Below are 18,176 nucleotides of genomic sequence, written 5' to 3' on the forward strand. Positions count from 1 at the left end.
GTTCGTTATCCGTCCTCAATAACGGGACTCCGATTCCGTGACTACACCCGGATTGCGAATAATCGGATTGACCCTTACTTCAACTATACTTTTAGCAAAATGATTCTCCCCAGTATCCCAGTCTTTTCGAACCTTAGCCCAAACCTTAGGGTAATAGCGCTTAAGATGATTTCCTAATCCGACCACATCGACCTCAAACTCTTTCTGTAATTTATGCAAAGTAGCATTGCAGAGGCGGATGATTTCATTTTTTATACTTTCCTCTGCTTGATTTACCGCGGCCTTTTGCATGTAATTCATTGTTTCTAGCGATTCGCCTATTTCTCCCTCCACATCTAACTCAATCGTAAACTTAATGTGATCCAGGTCACGACTGTCCACCTTTATCTTCCGATCAACTCGCGTGACATCGTAAACAATGAGATTGTCCCGAACCTGCCCCGTAATGACGTCTTCCTTCACTTCATTGCGCAAATAATTTAGTCCTTGCGTCTCTTCCTCATCTAACCAGCCAAGCATCCAATTTCCTCTTGCGTGAAAGACGGCTGCCCCGGCATCCTTTACATCACCCTTGCGAACGACGATGCGTGGAATCGTATAGCTCGTTTCAAGTAATAGCTTTTCTTCTAATTGATCAATAGCATATGGCTCTAACATGCGCGCCGTTTTTAAGTGGTTTTTCGAAATAGATTCAATATAATTGACATTCAGCTTTTCTGTCCTAGGGTTAATTTCAAACGCCTTTAATGGTGAACCTTCTACGATGAATATTTTCGTGTTGCGCCTTGACTCGTGAAAACGAATAAAAAAATCAACCGCATTTGCGAAATCACCCCTCCGCTTCGCTAACTCTTCGGATACAAGGATAACCTTTAGATGTTCTAAATATGGGGAACGCCCCGTTCTTGTCGCAAATTCCCTTGTAATCTTTAGCAAGGATTCTCCCGTTGATGTAAAGTTGAAAAATGATTGCGACTGATTGCCTTCCTCGCCTTGCCCACCCAATGTCCCTGGCATAACAAATTGATAGGTCAATGCATACCGTTGCTTTCCCTTCGGTCTGTCGGGCGTTTCCGAGTCTTCTTCCTCTTGATCCGTTTCATCAGGCAATTCAATCCCCGCCCCGACAACGAAACCGCGCTGCTCAATTTCCACGCGATCCCAACATCCTGTGGCTGCCAATAGCACAGTCAGCATCCAAAGCGCTTTCCACCAAACTTTACCCATCGCCTTTCACCCCTCTCAATACGGCAATTAGCAATAATAAAGCAGGCAAGGCCGCCCCAAGCGTTAACCCCGTATAACTGATATATCGTCCATACCGAATCACATCGACATGTGTAGGTGGATACATTGCCATCAAGTAAATAATAGGGGACATAAAAGACAAATAAACAAGCTTTCCTCCTTGTTTGAACATAGAACGAACAGAGATTAACGCAATGTCGTAAGCCATCGCGCTCGTATTAAAGATCGTCATAATCCAAACCGTAAAAAAGATAGATTCAAATCGTTCGAAAAACTCACCAGGCACTTCCACTTGTCGAGCCAACTCAACCGCGGGATAAACAATCGTTTGCGTCACCTCGTTGGCAAATACACCTATACATGTTATGTAAATCAGGATGTATAGCATAACCACGAGCCCGACGCCAATCCTGCTTGCTTTATACGCTTGCTGGGGTCGAGTCATGTACATGATGTAAAAAAGCACGATTTCAAATCCTAACATTTTATAAGCCGTCTCTTTTACTCCTGAGTATAATCCTTTCCAATCTGTTGTAAAAATAGGAAATAAATTTTTAAAATCAAAGGCCCCCAAATTCATCACCACAACGACAGCGGCCACGATCATGACGATCGGAAAAAACATTAAATTTAAGCGGAAAATCGCCGCTCTTGTCCCCGCAACAGCATAAGCAATGACCAATAAGAAGCTGAGCGTGAGCACCTCAGTCGGTGTCCTACTAAACAAATACAGTTTGGCGATATTGCCCATTAATCTGATTTCAAATGCGACAATGCTCATTGCGTATACACCAAACACGAATACGAGCGCATAAGCAATCGGCTTCGACACAATCGACGACGTATACTGAAAAAAGCTCTGATGAGGAAACCGAATGGCAAGCTTCACAGCGATATGCGTGAATAAGCAGACAAAGATTCCCGCAATTAAAATGGATAGCCAGCCATCAGCTCCGAACGTTTTGCCCGCTAATACACGCGGCAAAGTAATGATTCCGCCTCCAAGAATCATCGATGCGACAGCAACAGCCATTTCTTTGGAGCCAATCATCTTATCTCCATAGTCAAAAGACTTCATGATCTCCTCCCTCGATTCATTCGGTCCTCATCCTTTGTTTTTAGAAATGCGGGTCGCGTTCTCATCATGGTCAACGGAGCGCGCACCAAGACATCTTTCCAATCCCTTGAGAACATCGGAGCGAATGGGGTCGTATAGGGCACCCCAAAACTTTTTAAATTTGCAAGATGAATATTGATCCCTATATAAACGAGAATGATTCCGTAAAGACCAAATATTGCAGCGCCAATCATCACAACAAAACGTAACATTCGCAACGAAATCGAGACGCTATAATGCGGTAGAGCAAAGGAGGCAATGGCCGTCACCGCTACGACGATGACCATGACAGGGCTTACTATGCCTGCAGATACTGCCGCATCACCGATTACTAAACCGCCAACAATCCCAATCGTCTGTCCAATGGGTTTTGGTAATCTCACCCCTGCTTCCCGTAATAATTCGATGGTCGCTTCCATAATTAAAGCCTCTACCACTGCTGGGAAAGGCACTCCCTCTCGGGTGGAAGCAATCGAGAATGCTAATTTAGAAGGAATCATTCCTGGATGATAAGAAACAAGAGCAATATATAGAGCCGGCAAAAAAAGAGTAATAAAAGCGGCAAAGAATCTCAAAAGACGCAACAACGTCCCAATTTGCCAGCGCTCATAATAATCTTCTGGCGATTGTAATAAAGAAATCAGTGTCGTTGGAGCCAATAAAGCAAACGGAGTTCCATCAAGCAAGATTGCTACCCTTCCTTGCAAAACATTGGCCGCAACTTTGTCAGGTCGCTCAGTCGATTGTAGTTGCGGAAACGGCGATAAAAAACTATCCTCGATCCACTCTTCGATGTAGCCTGTTTCTTGGACATCATCAAGATCAATTGTCTTTAGTCTACGATTTACTTCTTTTACCAGTTCTGGATGTACAATTCCATCGACATAAATAACAACCAGATCTTTCTTAGACCGTCGACCAACCTTATGATTTTCGATGCGAAGGTTAGGGTCGCGCACACGACGACGAATATGGGCTGTATTGGTCCGCAGATTTTCTATAAATCCATCGCGCGGTCCGCGCACAAGCGCCTCGGTAACCGGTTCTTCTACACCTCGACTCTCCCACCCTTTAGAGCCAATAATTAAAACCTCATCTATCCCCTCCACAAAAACACATGTATCTCCAGATAAAATACCCAAAACCGCTTCATCTAGCGAATCTGTCCTACTTAATTCGCTCGTCGACAAGACGCCTCGTTCCAACTCAGTTAGAACTTCATCCCCAAAGAAGGAAATTGGTTTATTAGCGGTCGATATCCCTATTTGAATATTTTTTATTATTTTATCGTTAACTAAATTCATGTCGACTAAACCATCGATACAGATAACCGCGCATGGATGTGTTGTATTCCCCAAGGTAAATTCGCGAACGACAAGATCGCTTGGAGATTGAAGCAGATTTTTAATATTTTCCACATTCATTTGAACCGAGGTAAACAATTCAATTGGAAACTCGTTAGATTTCTTCGTTTCAACATCATCGCTTGAATCCGTCTTTAATCTTCTTTGTATGAACCGAAACATTCCAATCCCACCTATATTTACACTAGTGCTAACTAGTATGCTCATAATTACTTGGAATAAAAACCAGGTATTAGGAAAAATACTATGAATACGAAAGGGGAGTTGGCTTGACATGGAAAAAACATGGATCTTATTTATCGTTGGTTCATTTTCTGGCGCTCTCCTAGCCCTACTCCTTATTTGCGCGCTCATCATTTTATTTTTTAAACCCTTTGTAAAATTAGTGGTTGGGTTGTTTACGAAACGAATTATGAACAAAAGATATCCCGAAAACATTTGGGAGATGGTCACCGCTTTAACCCGAACAAGCCCAATTACGGTGGTTGAAAATAGCATTCGCGCCGCAGACGGTCAATTATTAGAAAGGCCGTTTGGTAGTCCGCGCAAGTTTTTAAATTTTGATGGATTAGTTTTTTCACCCGCTCAAATTGCCGTGATGCCGGCCCATGAAGACACAGAAGTCGATATGAAAGTTACGATCGGGCCCAAAGCTAAAAAACCTCTAACGATTGAGATCCCCTTATTACTCGGAGGCTGGGGCTACGGGATTGGGGTGAGCGAGCAGATCAAACTCGCCGCAGCAAAGGGAACCGCAGCTGTCGGAACGGCGACAAACACGGGCGAAGGCGGGTTTTTACCCGAGGATCGCGAGCTGTCGAAATACATGATCATGCAATATGGTTCAGGTCACTGGAACAAAGATCCCAATATTTTACGTCAAGCAGATGCGATTGAAATCCATTTTGGACAAGGGGCTTCCGCAGCTACGGCAAGTCGAATTCCCCCTGAATTTTTACAAGGAAAAGCCCGTGAGATACTTAATGTGAAACCAGGGGAGACACTCGTGATCCCTTCAAAACATAGACAGGTTCAAAAACCTAGGGATTTAAAACCTTTAGTCGAAAAACTAAAAAAAATAACCGATGGTGTACCCATCGGGATCAAGATTTCGCCTAGCGGCAAATTAGAGGATGATCTCGAAATTGCAATTCAAGCAAAAATCGACTTTATAAGTATTGATGGGGGTCAAGCAGGAACAAAGGGCGCGCCGCCGATCCTAGAGGATGACTTCGGGATACCAACAATTTTTGCGCTCTGTCGGGCGGTTCGTTATTTGGAGCAACGTGGCGTTAAAAATAAAATCAGTTTGTTGATTGGCGGCGGTTTTAGCAATCCAGGCCAATGCTTAAAAGCCATTTCTCTCGGCGCGGATGCCGTATTTATGGGGACAATTCCACTGTGGGCAATGACTCATGATCAGGTAACTAAAGCAGCGCCATGGGAACCTCCTACCGAGCTCGCTTTTTATCCCGGCTCTTTAACAAAAGAATTAGACATTGATAAATCTGCAAAATGTCTTGAAAACTTCTTTAACTCCTACGTGGAAGAAATGAAGGTAGCCATCCGCTCTCTTGGCAAAGACAGTATACATGCAGTACAAACAGGGGATCTGATCGCATTAGATGAAGTAACTAGTAAAGTTACGGGGATTCCACTCGTCTATCAAACTCCCCCTCCCCCTCCCTCTAACGAATATAAAACAGAGCCGAAGAAGAACATGGATTGGCGAAGTGTCTTCCCATTTAGGAAATAAAAAAAAGGGGCCTCCTGCCCCCCTTTTTACTGTAAAAATTTAAAACCTTCAACTTGCTGGTCCAATGTGTGAAACGAATAATCTTCTTGCCGCAAATATTCAATGATCTCTGGCAACGCTTTGACTGTGTTTACTTTTGGCGCGGAATCATGGCTTAAGATCACAATTTCTTGCTTTCCCGACGCCCCTTCTATGACTTTATTTACAGCGCTGCGAACCGTGTAAGACGATCCCGACGCATCCCCGTTTGATACATTCCAATCGAAATAATCTTCTCCTCTTTGCTTCGCTTGCTTCACTAAATCTTTCATAATCCACTGATCAGAGCGATATAAGTTGCGATCTTGAGCCCTTTTACTAACAAGGTTGTTACTACCGCCTGGAAATCGAAAAATGGTCGGGCGAACCCCAATCACACGAGCAATGGCATCGTATCCTTTATCTAGATCCTCGAAAAAAACAGTTGAGTTCCGGTAAATATGACCATAGTCATGAGAGTATGAATGGCCTCCTATACTGTGGCCTTCGTCATACATCCGTTTTACAACGGCTTCATGCCCCGTAATTTGATTACCCACTAAGAAAAAAGTCGCTTTAACATCATTTTCCATCAATATATCTAAAACTTGACTCGTTAACGGAGACGGGCCATCATCAAACGTTAAATAAGCTATTTTTCCAACGGGTTTCACAACAGGAGGGACATAAGGAACAACATGGATGGACAATTCGAGCAACGGTCTTGTTATAATTACTTGATCTTCCTTAAGCTGAACACTTGTATCCGGAACAATTGTCATAATCATATCTGTTGGAATATAGGTAATACCATCTTTTATAAACGCATCGTCCTGAGTCGGGTCACTGCCCGGTTGTAATGGGATTTCCCGTCCCTCAGCCTTGACCATGACTGTTTTCGTCGTTTCTTCCCACCCTACGGTATAACCTAACGCTTCAATAACAGGACGCAGCGGCGCAAAATACTTCCCGTTATAGACCAGACCGCCTTGCATGCTTATTTTTTTAAGTTGTGGTTGAAGAACGGGAGACGCTTGCTTTCCGTTGCCATAGATGAGATACTCTTCCCGTTGTTTTTTAAATTGGTTTAAGCTTTCCGCATATTTTTGCTCAATTTCTTGCGGCGCTAATTTCAAACGCAAAGAATCTCCAATTAAACGAGTTCCCATAATCTTGTCAAACATAACCAGTTGGTTGCCGCTTTGCGGAATTTCGAATGAGCCCAGCTGATTAGCGACAGCTAAAGCATAAATCCCTGTCTTAGCGGGATTAAACAATTTACGATTGGTAATCTGAAGGCGAACTCCGCCGTAGGACCCGTGGGTCTCAGCGATAAATTCAATTCCAGGCAATAGCAAGCCATTCATCTTTTGCGCATACTGAACAGAATCAATCCCCTTACCGCCGATCCACTTAAATTGATCCCGCTGAACAATTCCCGTTCCTTCCCCAAGTCCTGTAGCCATGTAACCTTTTAATGAAGTCAAATCTGGAATATTTGGCGAGCTCGCAATCCAGCGCAAGCCCGTCTCTTCAAACAACATACCCCGCTCGTACCCTTCCATCGGCACGATCGTTAAATCAGCATGTATATTTCGGTTAAAAAATTGAGCAAGTTCCCCGACTGTCATCCCATGAGCCATCGGTAACAAATCGACACCAACAAACGTTTGGTAACCTTCCTCCAGCACAGGTCCATCGACAATCTCCGCTCCCAAAGGATTTGGACGATCTAGAACAATCACCTTTTTACCATGTTGCTGGGCTGCAATCATGCAATAATTCAATGTCGAAATATAAGTATACGTTCTAGCCCCGATATCTTGAATATCGTAAACTAACACATCAACTGTATCCAGCATCTCTTTAGAAGGCTTTCTTGTCTTCCCATAAAGACTAAAAACAGGAATCCCTAACTCTGGATGCGTATACGATTGCACATATTCCCCCGCTTTCGCTTTGCCATCCAGCCCATGTTCGGGAACAAAAATGGCGGTTAACGCGGCTTCGGGATACCGTTTTAACTCATCAATAATATGTACGCCTTGACTGTTCACGCCCGTTTGATTCGTAATCACACCCACTCTTTTCCCATCTATTAAATGATGGTATTTTGGAATGAGTAAATCATCGCCAAGTTGAAGCTTTGAACTTGACAAGGCATAAGCGACAGTTTGCCCGACCAACAACAGGATTAAGGCCAACGCTATCCAATATGTTTGTTTTTTCATGGGTTCTCCTCTCTATTTATGTATTGTCACTGTCTGATGTGTTCTCTATCTATTAGGACGTTTCAGATCAGCAATTGGTTTCATTTTCCTCCCCTTTTCGACAAATTAAAAAGCGCCTCTATCTTGAAGGCGCTTGTCCCAATTAATCAATCAACCATTCGTGTAATTCCAAACGTCGCACGCCATGAATAATGTATGGATCATTCTCAGCGACTTCCTTCGCTTCCTCAAAAGAATCCGCTTTATAAATGACCAGCCCGCCAGCCCCCCCAGCAAGTGGACCTCTTATATGGATTTTTCCTCCCTTTTCCAAATTTTCTAGATAAGCAAGGTGTTGTGGTCGGTATTTTTGGTTAATGCTTTCATCCAACATGTATAAAATTGCGGCAAAATATCGCATCTTGTTTTCTCTCCCTTTTCAACGACTTATTTGTAATCATTATAACAAATCGACCAACAAACAAAAACCTTATTCCCTTAAGTTAAGAAAGCAGACAGGACATGAACTTTCCATTCATTCATGTCCCATCCCTCACTTCCTGCTTAAGTAATATAGACACATTTTAAATTCGCATCTCTCCCTACTTATGTCCGATCCCAAAAACGCTGATGGGCAATCGCTTTAACAAATTCTTGCTCAAAATTCTGGTTATTTGCCGCAAAAACGACCCCCGCCAAGTTATTACTGCTAGATTTTTGAATGTACGACTGTCCCGTCGTTGCAACTCCAATCGGTTTGTAGTACTTATAGGCAACATGAATAAACTCTTGAATGTTTTGATTGAATTTTTGTTGGTTATCCGCGCTTCCACCAACGACATAAATGGAGTCATACAAGACGGGATATTTTGTCATAAACGTCTCTTCTATGTTAATTTTTGTCCCGTCATCTCCCGTGACAGTCCCAAGTTTCTCACTGATAATATCTATAAAAACGCCATTTTTATGCAATGAATCAAGCGTTCGTTTTACTTCTTTTCCATTAAATCCATTGCCTATTAACACAGCCACTTTTTGCGTATAGGCAGAACTTGGTGTATGAAGCTGGCTAATCGCCGCGGACTTTTTTGTAACGGGAACATGAGTCCCTTTTGGACGATCTACACCGATATTATCAGCGATAATACAGGCCATCTCTTGATCTACATTCACCCACATATCGACATTTTTTTGCCTGATCGATTTGCTTTTAACGGATTGGAGATGAAAAATGAATGTGTCGACAAGGTCTTGCTTTTCAGGTCCAGACAAACTGTTCCAAAATAATCTGGCTTGCGTAAAATAATCGAAAAATGATTCGCTAGGGCGCTCCCTCGTAATCTGTCCTTCCACTTCTTCGGGATAGTGGCTATAGCCGCCTTGTTCTGGTGGGGTCTCTGCAGGAGTATTTCCAGCTAATGAATTGTTATGGTAGGTTATTGAATCGACATCAATGCGATATTTTGAATAGCTATCCCGATGATTCGTGTTTACCTCTGAGATTGGTTTGTTAACGGGGATTTCATTTATATTACCTGTGCTGCCAAGCCGATGATAATCTGTATCTCTGTATGCAAAAGCTCTGCCCTGCAAAACAGGATCATTCGAAAAATCAATACCTGGAACAAGTGTAGCCGGATCAAACGACGACTGCTCTTCCTCCGCAAAGAAATCATCAACAAGTCGATTTAGCGTTAATTTTCCGATAATTTCAACAGGAACTTCTTCTTCAGGCCAAAGTTTCGTAGCGTCTAATACGTCAAAATCGTACTTACATTCATCCTTTACAGAAATTAACTGTACGCCAAGTTCATATTCTGGGTAGGCCCCTTTTTCAACCGCTTCGATGATATCGCGACGATGGAAGTCTGGATCAACTCCCCCAATGATATTGGCTTCGTCCAACAACAAGGAATGAACACCAAGTTTAGGCGTCCATTTAAATCTGACATAGGTTCCTTCACCTTGTTCATTCATGAATATAAACGTATTGATTGGCCAGCCTGCCATCATTCGCCAACTTCTCGGACGACCGCGCATCGACATCAGCCACATCGTCATATGAGCGGATTCCTGATTACTTGCGACATAATCCCAAAAGCGATCGTGGGCGACCGTCGCTTGCGGAACATCTGTCGTCGGATTTGGCTTAACGGCATGTGTAACATCCATGAATTTCATGGCATCAGCAAGAATGAAGACGGGAAATTGAAGTGACAGCATGTCATAATTTCCTTCTTGCGTGTAAAATTTAACGGCAAAACCGCGAATATCTACCGCTGTATCTTTCGAACCTTTACTTCCGATAAAGTTAGAAAACCGACAAAATACAGGTGTTTTACAGCCAGCCTCTTGCAAGAAGCGCGCTTTGGTGACGTGACTCATCGACTTGTAAGCTTCGAAATCGCCATACAGTCCAAATCCTCTCGCGTGAACCACCTTTTCGGGAATTCTTTCTCGGTTAAAACGAGATTGCTTCCTATAGAAGTGGAAATCTTGGAGTAATGTCGGTCCCCGCCTTCCCGCTCTTAAACTCCAGCGGTCATTAGAAACCTTAAATCCAGAATCACTTGTCATCTTTTTTCCGGGACCCGTGTTCTTATGTTTATACTGGTCCATCTGTTCCTCTTTACGATCCCTATCACCTGGTTTATTGGGCCTGTTCTGATCCACTTTATCACCTTTTTCATCATAATGTTTCGAGCATCTACGTTGATAATATGAACACCCACAAACATTTATCACCCTTAACGCATGATGAAAGTGAAGGACAGGTTCAAACCTAATAAAAAAGGACTCCCCACACGCGATGGACAGTCCTCAACCCCCTTTATCCCAACGGATTTACTTGGGAGATAAAATCTTTCGCCTTTTTCTGAACGAACTCAAAAACCTTGCGTTGTTCTTCCGTAATTTCTCCATGCTCTTGCTCAAATTCTTGTTCTATCGTCTGCATATATTTCGGCAGCGCGTCTCCGACCGTCTCCAACAATGTTTGAATCATAGATAAATCCACGATAATCCCACCTCAATTTTTAATCTCAACAAGCTATTTCTTACATGATACTATAACACTTCTAATGAATGTTTATCCAGTTCGAAAACATCTACATAAAAATCGTTTTATGAAGGAAATAATGATGTAGAGGAAGTAAGAAAGGAGGATGCCAGCAATGGATAAATTTGCTATTCAATATAGCCCTACTGGGGATTTACTTGATATGGAAGGTTATTTAGCCGCTCCAGACTGGATTGATAAGGATGTCCTCACCTTTGACAGTGAAGCGGAAGCAGAAAGTTATTTATATGACCAGCTGTTCGGAACAGACGGTCAGGGACTGGATCATGAGGTCATTTCTTATCACGATACTCTTCATTAGTCCATTAACTAACTCCCACCTTTCGGGATATTTAAACATAAAAAAACAGGAGAAACAAATCGTTCCTCCTGTTTTTGACAAAATGGGTCATCAGATGGCTGCGCTTATGCTTTCAGAGCAGCGATCGCTAACAGTAACCAACCGATAATAAAGGCGACCCCTCCAAACGGGGTGATTGCGCCTAACATTCGGATTCCAGTCATACTTAAAGCATACAAACTTCCTGAAAAAATAATGATACCAATAAACAATAACCAACCCGACCATGCAACAAGTGAGGTTCCCTGGAATTTTTCTGAAAAAATCGCAATGAGCAAAATGCCAACAGCGTGGATCATATGATACTGAACACCTGTTTGATAAATTTCCAACAAATCAGCTGAAAGTTTTTCCTTCAAACCATGCGCTCCGAATGCCCCCAACGCCACTGAAATAAGCATATTCAAACTACCGATTAAGACAAAAATTTTATTCATCTTCTCACCCCTATCATCCCTAAAAACTTTCATCCATATCATACCATGCCAAATTCTTATCCTGCTATACCCCCGTGTTCTAAACAGGCCCATCGTTATCCCCAAAGTTATCAACAATCACATCCACATACCCACAAGTAACTAACATCTTATAAACACTTCATGTGTATAACTCTAATTCTATATTTGGCAAAGACAATTAACTATGATACGATTCCTGATGGGAAGGGGGATTTTCTCCATGGATGGTATTGGAATCATACTTACCATAATTGTAATCAACATTATCTATGTTTCCCTGTTTACCATTAGGCTCATTTTCGTTATGAAGGGCCAACGCGTACTCGCCTCTGTTATAAGCACGGTTGAAGTATTCATTTATTTAATGGGGTTAAATATTGCGTTAGCTAATATCGATAAACCAATAAATTTACTCGCCTACTGTTTAGGATGGGGTTCAGGCGTTTATTTAGGAAGTAAAATTGAAGAGTGGTTAGCATTGGGCTACACAACATTCCAAATTGTCGTCGATTCCACCGAAGGCAGCTTAGCGGAAACGTTGCGCCAAGAAGGATTTGGCGTCACCAGCTGGTTTGCGGAAGGGCGTCAAGGCGGACGCTTGGTCATGCTTGTCTTAGTAAAACGCAGCAATGAAAAGAAGCTTTTGAAGACGCTAGAAGAACTCGCGCCAAGAGCCTTTACGATCTCTTATGACCCGCGGTATTTTCGCGGCGGATTTTGGGCTAAGCGATTACGCTAATCCGATCCGATCAACTGCGTCATTTCATGAAAAGTTCCATTCAACTCGGGCATACTATGGCATGTCTTCCTAATTAGCATGGAGGATAAAAAGGGGGGATCTTCATGACTGAGCAGCTGGACACGACTGTTGAAAAACAGCCTGTAATCATCAAACCGCCGCAAGAAGGTGAGCTACTCCCAACTGAAACATGGGAATGTGTATCTGATTTGTGTAACGGATGGATGAGAAAAGAGTATTCTTTCGACTCTTCGCCAGCATGTCCTTTGTGTCAATCTCACATGAGTAGCGGTACCCGAATGATTCCCGAATTAAGCAGAATATTTCGCAAAAGCGGGATCCGATTCGGCCGTGGAAATCCGCATTAATTCCCTAAAGGACCATAAAAGGAGAACCCTTTTATGGTCCTTTTTATCTGAATGTATATATATTCAGATTCTTTGCAAACTATCTCATGGGACTCTACGCCCTAATACGATTCGGGAGGATCCAAAATGAAAAAGAAATGGACTACCATTTTTGCATTAACCGCTTTATGCTTATCAACTATGGCTTTCACACCCCCTGAGATTGGCCATGCCGCCGTAGATCAACAACTTACCGCACAAAAAACAATTAGCAAGGAAGAAGCAAAAGAAATTGCGCAGAAACAAGTAAAAGGACGCGTACTTTACGTGGATTTGGATCGAGACGATGGGGTTCTGAAATACGAGGTCATCATTTTAACAGATAAAGATCAAGTGTACGAAGTAGAAATTAACGCCAATACAGGCCAAGTAATCAAGGTCGAGCAAGAAAACGACTAATTTAAAAATCATGCGTAAAGAGGAGTAAGGAAATCGATCCTGCTTCTCTTTATCGCCATTTAAGTCCACTAATGGTTTTCAACCATTTATTGATTTGCTAGACTCCCAAACAAGCGCGCGCGCTATATTCTCATAGAATAATAGCAAAAGGGAGGATGATATAAAATGGCAAAGAAAAAACAACACCGCGTGTTCCCCGTCCTTAGATTGTTTTCCGAAGAAAACTATAGAGGCAGAAGCGTCACAGTTCGAGGCGCTGTCGCTGTACGCGATTTAGAACGACGTTTCGACACCGATAGTCTCCGCTTCTTCTCTACCAATCCAAATGCCACACTCGTCATTTTCTCAGAAAAAAACTTCCACGGATCCTTTAGAATCATCAGAGGCAACCGAAACATCAGAAACATCGATGACATGGAATCATTTGTCATGGCAAACTTCCACATTTCCGAAGCGCAAGTACGTCGCCTGCAACGGACTGGTAGATTGCCGCGCTTCTTCAGAGTATTTTAAGAGGCAACGATAGAAAAGAGTGGCGCGTCGACATAAATTGACCCGCTACTCTTTTTTTGTTCAGTTATTCCTTCCTGTTATCCACAGAACGCGGCTGATTATCCACAATGCTAACACAAATCAAATGCGATATTTTCAATCGGAATCACCTTTTATGAACTTATCCACAGGTTGACAGGAAATAAAGATACGAAATAAATTCATAAGCCAATCAGCGCGCGGGAATAGTTGACGAAAGTCCATCTATTTCGATCGATAGGCCAGATTGACTCTATTTAGATGTCAAAAGTCCACTTAACTCAGCCCCCGATGAATCGCAGGGCTTAGATTCCTGATCAGTTCCATCAAGCGCCAACGCGCGCGTTCATCCCCGGGTATTTTCTCCCATAGCAAAAGCACACTTTTATAACCACGACATACACTAAGGTCATAAGCCTATGAAAGGATGATTCTTTTTGTATAATCCGTATAGACCCTATCCATACCCTTATCCAGTTGCTCCTTCCCCATATGTTTACCCGATCCAACCTCAATCATATTGGGCAAATCCATATGGCCTGCAGTATCTCCCATGTTCCCATCACACCTCAACAGAGTCATGGAACGAATCTTCAAGATCTGAATCGATTCCTACTTTAAGGGATTATGGACCTAATCCATTTACAATCAATATTAATCAAGCCGCAAAACAAAACGATACGTATCGGACTGCTATTTGGACGGGCGAACATCTTCAGGTAACATTGATGAGTATTAACGTAGGAGATGATATCGGTTTAGAAATACACCCGACAACAGATCAATTCCTTCGCGTTGAAGATGGGCAAGGTCTTGTGCAAATGGGAAAAAACAAAGATCGATTGGATTTTCAAAGACAAGTTCGTGATGACTCCGCGATTATGGTCCCCGCCGGCACATGGCACAACGTAATTAATACAGGAAATAAACCGCTAAAATTATATACCATTTACGCGCCGCCACATCATCCACGCGGTACAGTCCAACGAACAAAAGCAGAGGCGGAAGCAGCAGAAAACCACCACAACTACTAACTAATCTAGTCGAAAAAAAATAGGCTGTCTGAAAAGTTCAAGTATCACGAACTTTCCAGACAGCCTTTTTGTTAAAAACAGTATGAATGCCATCTAAGTCGATCGATTATTTAAAGTTCCCTTTCACCCATGCTTAAGCCATGCTTAGAAACACAGCGATCCCCTTTTCTCATTAGACCACGCGGTTTTACGAGATGAACTTGATTTATGTCGTTTTGGAAGAGAGATGTGGATTAAGTTCCTCAAGAGCCTGATTAAGCTCTGTTCGATAGGTTCCATTATAAGGGAAGGCTTGTAACAACGTATCTAGTTGAATAATTTTACAAAGTAAAGCAGTGATTTCCTCGCCATTCTCCATTTTAGCTGCTAGATGCTTACTCACTGATTCCTTAATATCAATTACAGGTTGACTATGAGTTCTATACATAGGCATATTTAAAAACCCCCTCAACTTTTTTAGTCGTTTTAAATGTGGATCCCCTAAACTTTATCAGGAGACGTGAAGCGGTCCCTTATAAAGAGGAATATTCGCTTGCTTGGCTGTAAGAAGATATAAATATGATCGGTCCCTCGTTTATTTTTTAATTGAGATCGATTGGCATAGCCACCTCTACTATACCATACCAGGTAAATCTTTGGAATAGAGGATTCTGATACTGGATCGGTATCCACGAGCGCTGTCGTTATTTTTTTATTAATCCCTTAAGGACAAACGCGACATTGGCTGGGCGTTCCGCAAGTCTGCGCATAAAGTAACCGTACCAGTCATTCCCAAAAGGCACATAAACCCTCATCGTATACCCTTCTTTGGCAAGCATTAATTGTGTCTGCGTTCGAATCCCGTAAAGCATTTGAAATTCGAACTGATCGCGAGAATATCCGAATTGTTTCTCCAGCTCTTTTACATAGGCGATGATCTGATCGTCATGAGTCGCAATGGCTGTATAGACACCGCTCTTTAATTGCAAGGCAATTAATTTTTTAAAATTTTCGTCGACATCCGCCTTATTCGGAAAAGCCACTTTTGGCGATTCCTTATATGCTCCTTTGACGAGCCGCAAATTTACACGGTCTCTGCCCAACGCGCGTACATCTTGTTCACTTTTATACAAGTAAGCTTGGATTGCCGTACCTACATTCCGGTATTTAATTCGCAGTTCCCGCAAAAGTTCTAATGTCATCTGATTGTGGGCATAGTCCTCCATATCAATCCGAACAAAGTTGTGGTGTTTGCTCGCCATCTCTAAAATTTTGGTCATGTTGTTCATGCACAGTTGTTCACTGATATCGAGGCCAAGCTGCGTCAGTTTTAAAGAGAGATTGCAGTCCACTTCCGACGCGGCCATCGCCTCTAATGTTCGAATGCAGTCGTCTGTCGCCTGCTGCGCCTCTTCTTCGGAAAAAATAAACTCGCCTAGATGGTCCAATGTGCATACTAAACCTTGCTCGTTCAACTTTTTTACCGTAGCAATCGCTTCTTCGATCGTCTGGCCCGCTACTACACGATGCGCGCCAAACCTCAGCCCCCACCTTTTGGCCATCTTGTTTAACATCCGATTCGATGATAAGGCTAAAAAGAAATTTTTGAATAGGGCTTCCACCGGAAATCACCATCCTCCATTTTCAGATTAGTTAATTCCAGCTCTGTCTATTTCTCCACACGTTTTGGCTTGTTTCTAACTGTTATTCCTTAAGTTACTACAATATTTCTCAACGTTTTTCTGATACAATCATACTAATGAAACTGTAAGAGAACGGGGGCGTTATCAGATGTCAAAAGCCGCGGATATTACAACACTAGAATTAATTGCGGCTGTTCACCAAGTTACCGTAATGGATCAATCTGTTTATGAACTACTGGTAGAACGATTACATAGGCAAGTTGTTCATTTTGAGTGGGTTGGTCTTTATTTATTGCATGATAATCAATATAAGCTGACGGCTTCAGCTGGAGACCAAACGCCCGATTCACTGGCGCGCAAATCGATTCTTCAAGTTCCAATTAGCAGTTCCAGCGGGGAGTTATACGGAAAATTAACTGTGACGAACAGCCGCGCGATCGCTTTTGATGACTCTGATTTCACTTCAATTGAGGCGCTCGCCGTCGAAATCGGACTGAAAATCGAGAGTTTAACAGAACAGAAAAATTAAGTATCGCCTGCTCCCTTCCATATTCTGTGATATAATGCATGTGAGGTGAGCCTGTCATGACTCAGTGGAAAAAGATATCACTCGTTATTGCCATAGTGACTACTTTATTTTTAAGTGGAATCGGTATTTTTATTGCTGAAGCGAACTTGGCGGGTATTTTAATTTGTGTGTTTGGCGCTGTGGTGACACCGGGCCTTGGTTTTATGTTTAGAAAGAGATTAAACTAAATCAAACGTAAAATAGTCCCGATACAGTCCCTTTGCGATAGACAAGGGACTATTTTATTTTTATACAAATCGTTCTTCTTTCTCTCACAAATCTAGCAAGTAGAGTTAACCATTTACTAGTCTTCTCATACGAAAGAAGGTTCAACATGATCACTAAAAACACCTGGATTAACGGAATAAAAAGTGGATTACGGACAACGTGGCAACTAGGGAAAATCGTGTTTCCGATTACATTGGTCGTCACGATCCTGCAACATACCCCTTTGCTTGAGCTCATTGTGTCCTTCTTTGCTCCGATTATGAAGTGGTTTGGCTTACCCGGCGACGCGGCGATCGCCTTGACACTCGGAAACTTACTGAATCTATATGCGGGGATCGGAGCCATTTTGACCATGGACTTGACCGTCAAAGAAGTTTTTATTTTATCGGTTATGCTCAGCTTCTCACACTCCTTGCCGATTGAAACGGCTGTTGCCTCTAAAATTGGGGTCAAAGCGTGGCTGATGGCATTGATTCGGTTGTCGCTCGCCTTTGTGTCGGCCCTGCTCATTAACTGGTTATGGAAAGGTGGGCAAACGATGGCCCAATACGGCATGATGCCAGGAAAACAAGCGCCAGAAATCGATCGCTGGAGTGATATCGCGCTAAGTGGGATTCAAACATCCCTATGGGGCATCCTGCAAATCGCGGCCATCATCATCCCGCTTATGATCGCAATCGAATTGTTAAAAGATATTCGAGCCCTTCCATACTTAGCGAAAGCATTGACACCTCTCACTCGCCTGTTGGGAGTTTCTGAAAAGACATCGTTTACCTTAATGGCGGGACTCACTTTTGGTCTGGTGTCCGGGGCGGGGGTTATGATTCAAGCAGCGCAAGAAGAAGATCTCTCTAAGCGAGACCTCTATCTGATCTCCATCTTTTTAGTCGCTTGTCATGCGGTGGTGGAAGATACGCTGATCTTTATCCCGCTTGGGGTTAATATTTTACCGCTATTTCTAATTCGGTTCATTGTCGCCCTGATCATTACGATCCTGGTCGCAAACATCTGGAAGAAGATTGAAGATAACAATGCGCAACGGGCCGCATAAAACAACA

At 42.7% G+C, this 18,176-nt stretch carries 20 protein-coding genes; 10 read left to right on the forward strand and 10 right to left on the reverse strand.

Annotation, left to right across the window (positions count from 1 at the left end; translation table 11 throughout):
• Positions 1 to 15 precede the first annotated feature (15 nt).
• Genes BEP19_RS16750 through BEP19_RS16760 form a run of 3 tightly spaced genes read right to left on the reverse strand, consistent with a single transcriptional unit; the run spans position 16 to position 3,891 of the window.
• On the reverse strand, positions 16 to 1,227 hold the full coding sequence (locus BEP19_RS16750; protein ID WP_120191094.1) for a Ger(x)C family spore germination protein: 1,212 nt from the start codon (positions 1,225 to 1,227) through the stop codon (positions 16 to 18).
• Positions 1,220 to 2,326: a GerAB/ArcD/ProY family transporter gene (locus BEP19_RS16755; RefSeq protein WP_120191095.1), complete on the reverse strand. Its 1,107-nt coding sequence runs from the start codon at positions 2,324 to 2,326 to the stop codon at positions 1,220 to 1,222. The genes BEP19_RS16750 and BEP19_RS16755 overlap by 8 nt, the downstream gene beginning before the upstream one ends.
• Positions 2,323 to 3,891 (reverse strand): spore germination protein, encoded by a 1,569-nt coding sequence (locus BEP19_RS16760; protein ID WP_120191096.1) that lies wholly within the window; start codon positions 3,889 to 3,891, stop codon positions 2,323 to 2,325. Before BEP19_RS16760 ends, BEP19_RS16755 begins: the two co-directional genes overlap by 4 nt.
• 112 nt (positions 3,892 to 4,003) lie before the next feature.
• Here BEP19_RS16760 and BEP19_RS16765 point away from each other — a divergent pair, with 112 nt between their 5' ends.
• On the forward strand, positions 4,004 to 5,485 hold the full coding sequence (locus BEP19_RS16765) for an FMN-binding glutamate synthase family protein (RefSeq protein WP_120191097.1): 1,482 nt from the start codon (positions 4,004 to 4,006) through the stop codon (positions 5,483 to 5,485).
• A gap of 26 nt (positions 5,486 to 5,511) precedes the next feature.
• Here BEP19_RS16765 and BEP19_RS16770 read toward each other — a convergent pair whose 3' ends face one another.
• The 4 genes from BEP19_RS16770 to BEP19_RS16785 form a co-directional block, all read right to left on the reverse strand.
• Positions 5,512 to 7,734, reverse strand: a complete 2,223-nt coding sequence (locus BEP19_RS16770) for an exo-beta-N-acetylmuramidase NamZ domain-containing protein (protein WP_120191098.1) — start codon at positions 7,732 to 7,734, stop codon at positions 5,512 to 5,514.
• A 142-nt stretch (positions 7,735 to 7,876) separates the two neighbouring features.
• Positions 7,877 to 8,134: a YciI family protein gene (locus BEP19_RS16775; RefSeq protein WP_120191099.1), complete on the reverse strand. Its 258-nt coding sequence runs from the start codon at positions 8,132 to 8,134 to the stop codon at positions 7,877 to 7,879.
• Between the two features lie 185 nt (positions 8,135 to 8,319).
• Positions 8,320 to 10,332, reverse strand: coding sequence for a catalase (locus BEP19_RS16780; RefSeq protein WP_120191100.1), 2,013 nt, complete (start codon positions 10,330 to 10,332; stop codon positions 8,320 to 8,322).
• Between the two features lie 211 nt (positions 10,333 to 10,543).
• Positions 10,544 to 10,729: a hypothetical protein gene (locus tag BEP19_RS16785; protein ID WP_120191101.1), complete on the reverse strand. Its 186-nt coding sequence runs from the start codon at positions 10,727 to 10,729 to the stop codon at positions 10,544 to 10,546.
• Positions 10,730 to 10,886: 157 nt separating this feature from the next.
• On the opposite strand from BEP19_RS16785, the gene BEP19_RS16790 reads away from it, so the two are divergent.
• Positions 10,887 to 11,093 carry a hypothetical protein gene (locus BEP19_RS16790; RefSeq protein ID WP_120191102.1) on the forward strand — a complete coding sequence of 69 codons (207 nt, stop codon included), beginning with the start codon at positions 10,887 to 10,889 and terminating at the stop codon, positions 11,091 to 11,093.
• 104 nt (positions 11,094 to 11,197) lie between these two features.
• Here the strand turns inward: BEP19_RS16790 and BEP19_RS16795 are convergent, their stop codons facing one another.
• A complete protein-coding gene (locus BEP19_RS16795) occupies positions 11,198 to 11,569 on the reverse strand; it encodes a DUF423 domain-containing protein (protein ID WP_120191103.1) in 372 nt (123 codons plus the stop codon).
• 241 nt (positions 11,570 to 11,810) lie between these two features.
• Between BEP19_RS16795 and BEP19_RS16800 the strand changes: the two genes are divergently transcribed.
• The 5 genes from BEP19_RS16800 to BEP19_RS16820 all read left to right on the forward strand — a co-directional run bounded on the left by BEP19_RS16800 (position 11,811) and on the right by BEP19_RS16820 (position 14,700).
• Entirely contained in the window at positions 11,811 to 12,329 is a 519-nt protein-coding gene (locus BEP19_RS16800) for a DUF2179 domain-containing protein (RefSeq protein ID WP_120191104.1), read from the forward strand.
• Positions 12,330 to 12,433: 104 nt separating this feature from the next.
• Positions 12,434 to 12,697, forward strand: a complete 264-nt coding sequence (locus tag BEP19_RS16805) for a cold-inducible protein YdjO-related protein (protein ID WP_120191105.1) — start codon at positions 12,434 to 12,436, stop codon at positions 12,695 to 12,697.
• A 126-nt stretch (positions 12,698 to 12,823) separates the two neighbouring features.
• Positions 12,824 to 13,135 carry a PepSY domain-containing protein gene (locus BEP19_RS16810; RefSeq protein WP_120191106.1) on the forward strand — a complete coding sequence of 104 codons (312 nt, stop codon included), beginning with the start codon at positions 12,824 to 12,826 and terminating at the stop codon, positions 13,133 to 13,135.
• 165 nt (positions 13,136 to 13,300) lie between these two features.
• Positions 13,301 to 13,648, forward strand: a complete 348-nt coding sequence (locus BEP19_RS16815; RefSeq protein WP_120191107.1) for a hypothetical protein — start codon at positions 13,301 to 13,303, stop codon at positions 13,646 to 13,648.
• 455 nt (positions 13,649 to 14,103) lie between these two features.
• Positions 14,104 to 14,700, forward strand: a complete 597-nt coding sequence (locus tag BEP19_RS16820) for a cupin domain-containing protein (protein WP_120191108.1) — start codon at positions 14,104 to 14,106, stop codon at positions 14,698 to 14,700.
• A 205-nt stretch (positions 14,701 to 14,905) separates the two neighbouring features.
• On the opposite strand, the gene BEP19_RS16825 is transcribed toward BEP19_RS16820, so the two are convergent.
• The gene (locus BEP19_RS16825; protein ID WP_120191109.1) at positions 14,906 to 15,133 is read right to left on the reverse strand and encodes a hypothetical protein; all 228 of its coding nucleotides are present in this window, start codon (positions 15,131 to 15,133) and stop codon (positions 14,906 to 14,908) included.
• 250 nt (positions 15,134 to 15,383) lie between these two features.
• Positions 15,384 to 16,241 (reverse strand): proline dehydrogenase family protein, encoded by an 858-nt coding sequence (locus BEP19_RS16830; RefSeq protein WP_245983670.1) that lies wholly within the window; start codon positions 16,239 to 16,241, stop codon positions 15,384 to 15,386.
• A gap of 229 nt (positions 16,242 to 16,470) precedes the next feature.
• On the opposite strand from BEP19_RS16830, the gene BEP19_RS16835 reads away from it, so the two are divergent.
• The 3 genes from BEP19_RS16835 to BEP19_RS16840 all read left to right on the forward strand — a co-directional run bounded on the left by BEP19_RS16835 (position 16,471) and on the right by BEP19_RS16840 (position 18,169).
• The gene (locus BEP19_RS16835; RefSeq protein ID WP_120191111.1) at positions 16,471 to 16,851 is read left to right on the forward strand and encodes a hypothetical protein; all 381 of its coding nucleotides are present in this window, start codon (positions 16,471 to 16,473) and stop codon (positions 16,849 to 16,851) included.
• Between the two features lie 56 nt (positions 16,852 to 16,907).
• A complete protein-coding gene (locus BEP19_RS17795; protein ID WP_170145418.1) occupies positions 16,908 to 17,078 on the forward strand; it encodes a DUF5325 family protein in 171 nt (56 codons plus the stop codon).
• Between the two features lie 146 nt (positions 17,079 to 17,224).
• Positions 17,225 to 18,169, forward strand: a complete 945-nt coding sequence (locus BEP19_RS16840) for a nucleoside recognition domain-containing protein (protein ID WP_120191112.1) — start codon at positions 17,225 to 17,227, stop codon at positions 18,167 to 18,169.
• Positions 18,170 to 18,176: the final 7 nt, after the last annotated feature.

The organism is Ammoniphilus oxalaticus (genome assembly GCF_003609605.1).
Lineage (GTDB): Bacteria > Bacillota > Bacilli > Aneurinibacillales > RAOX-1 > Ammoniphilus > Ammoniphilus oxalaticus.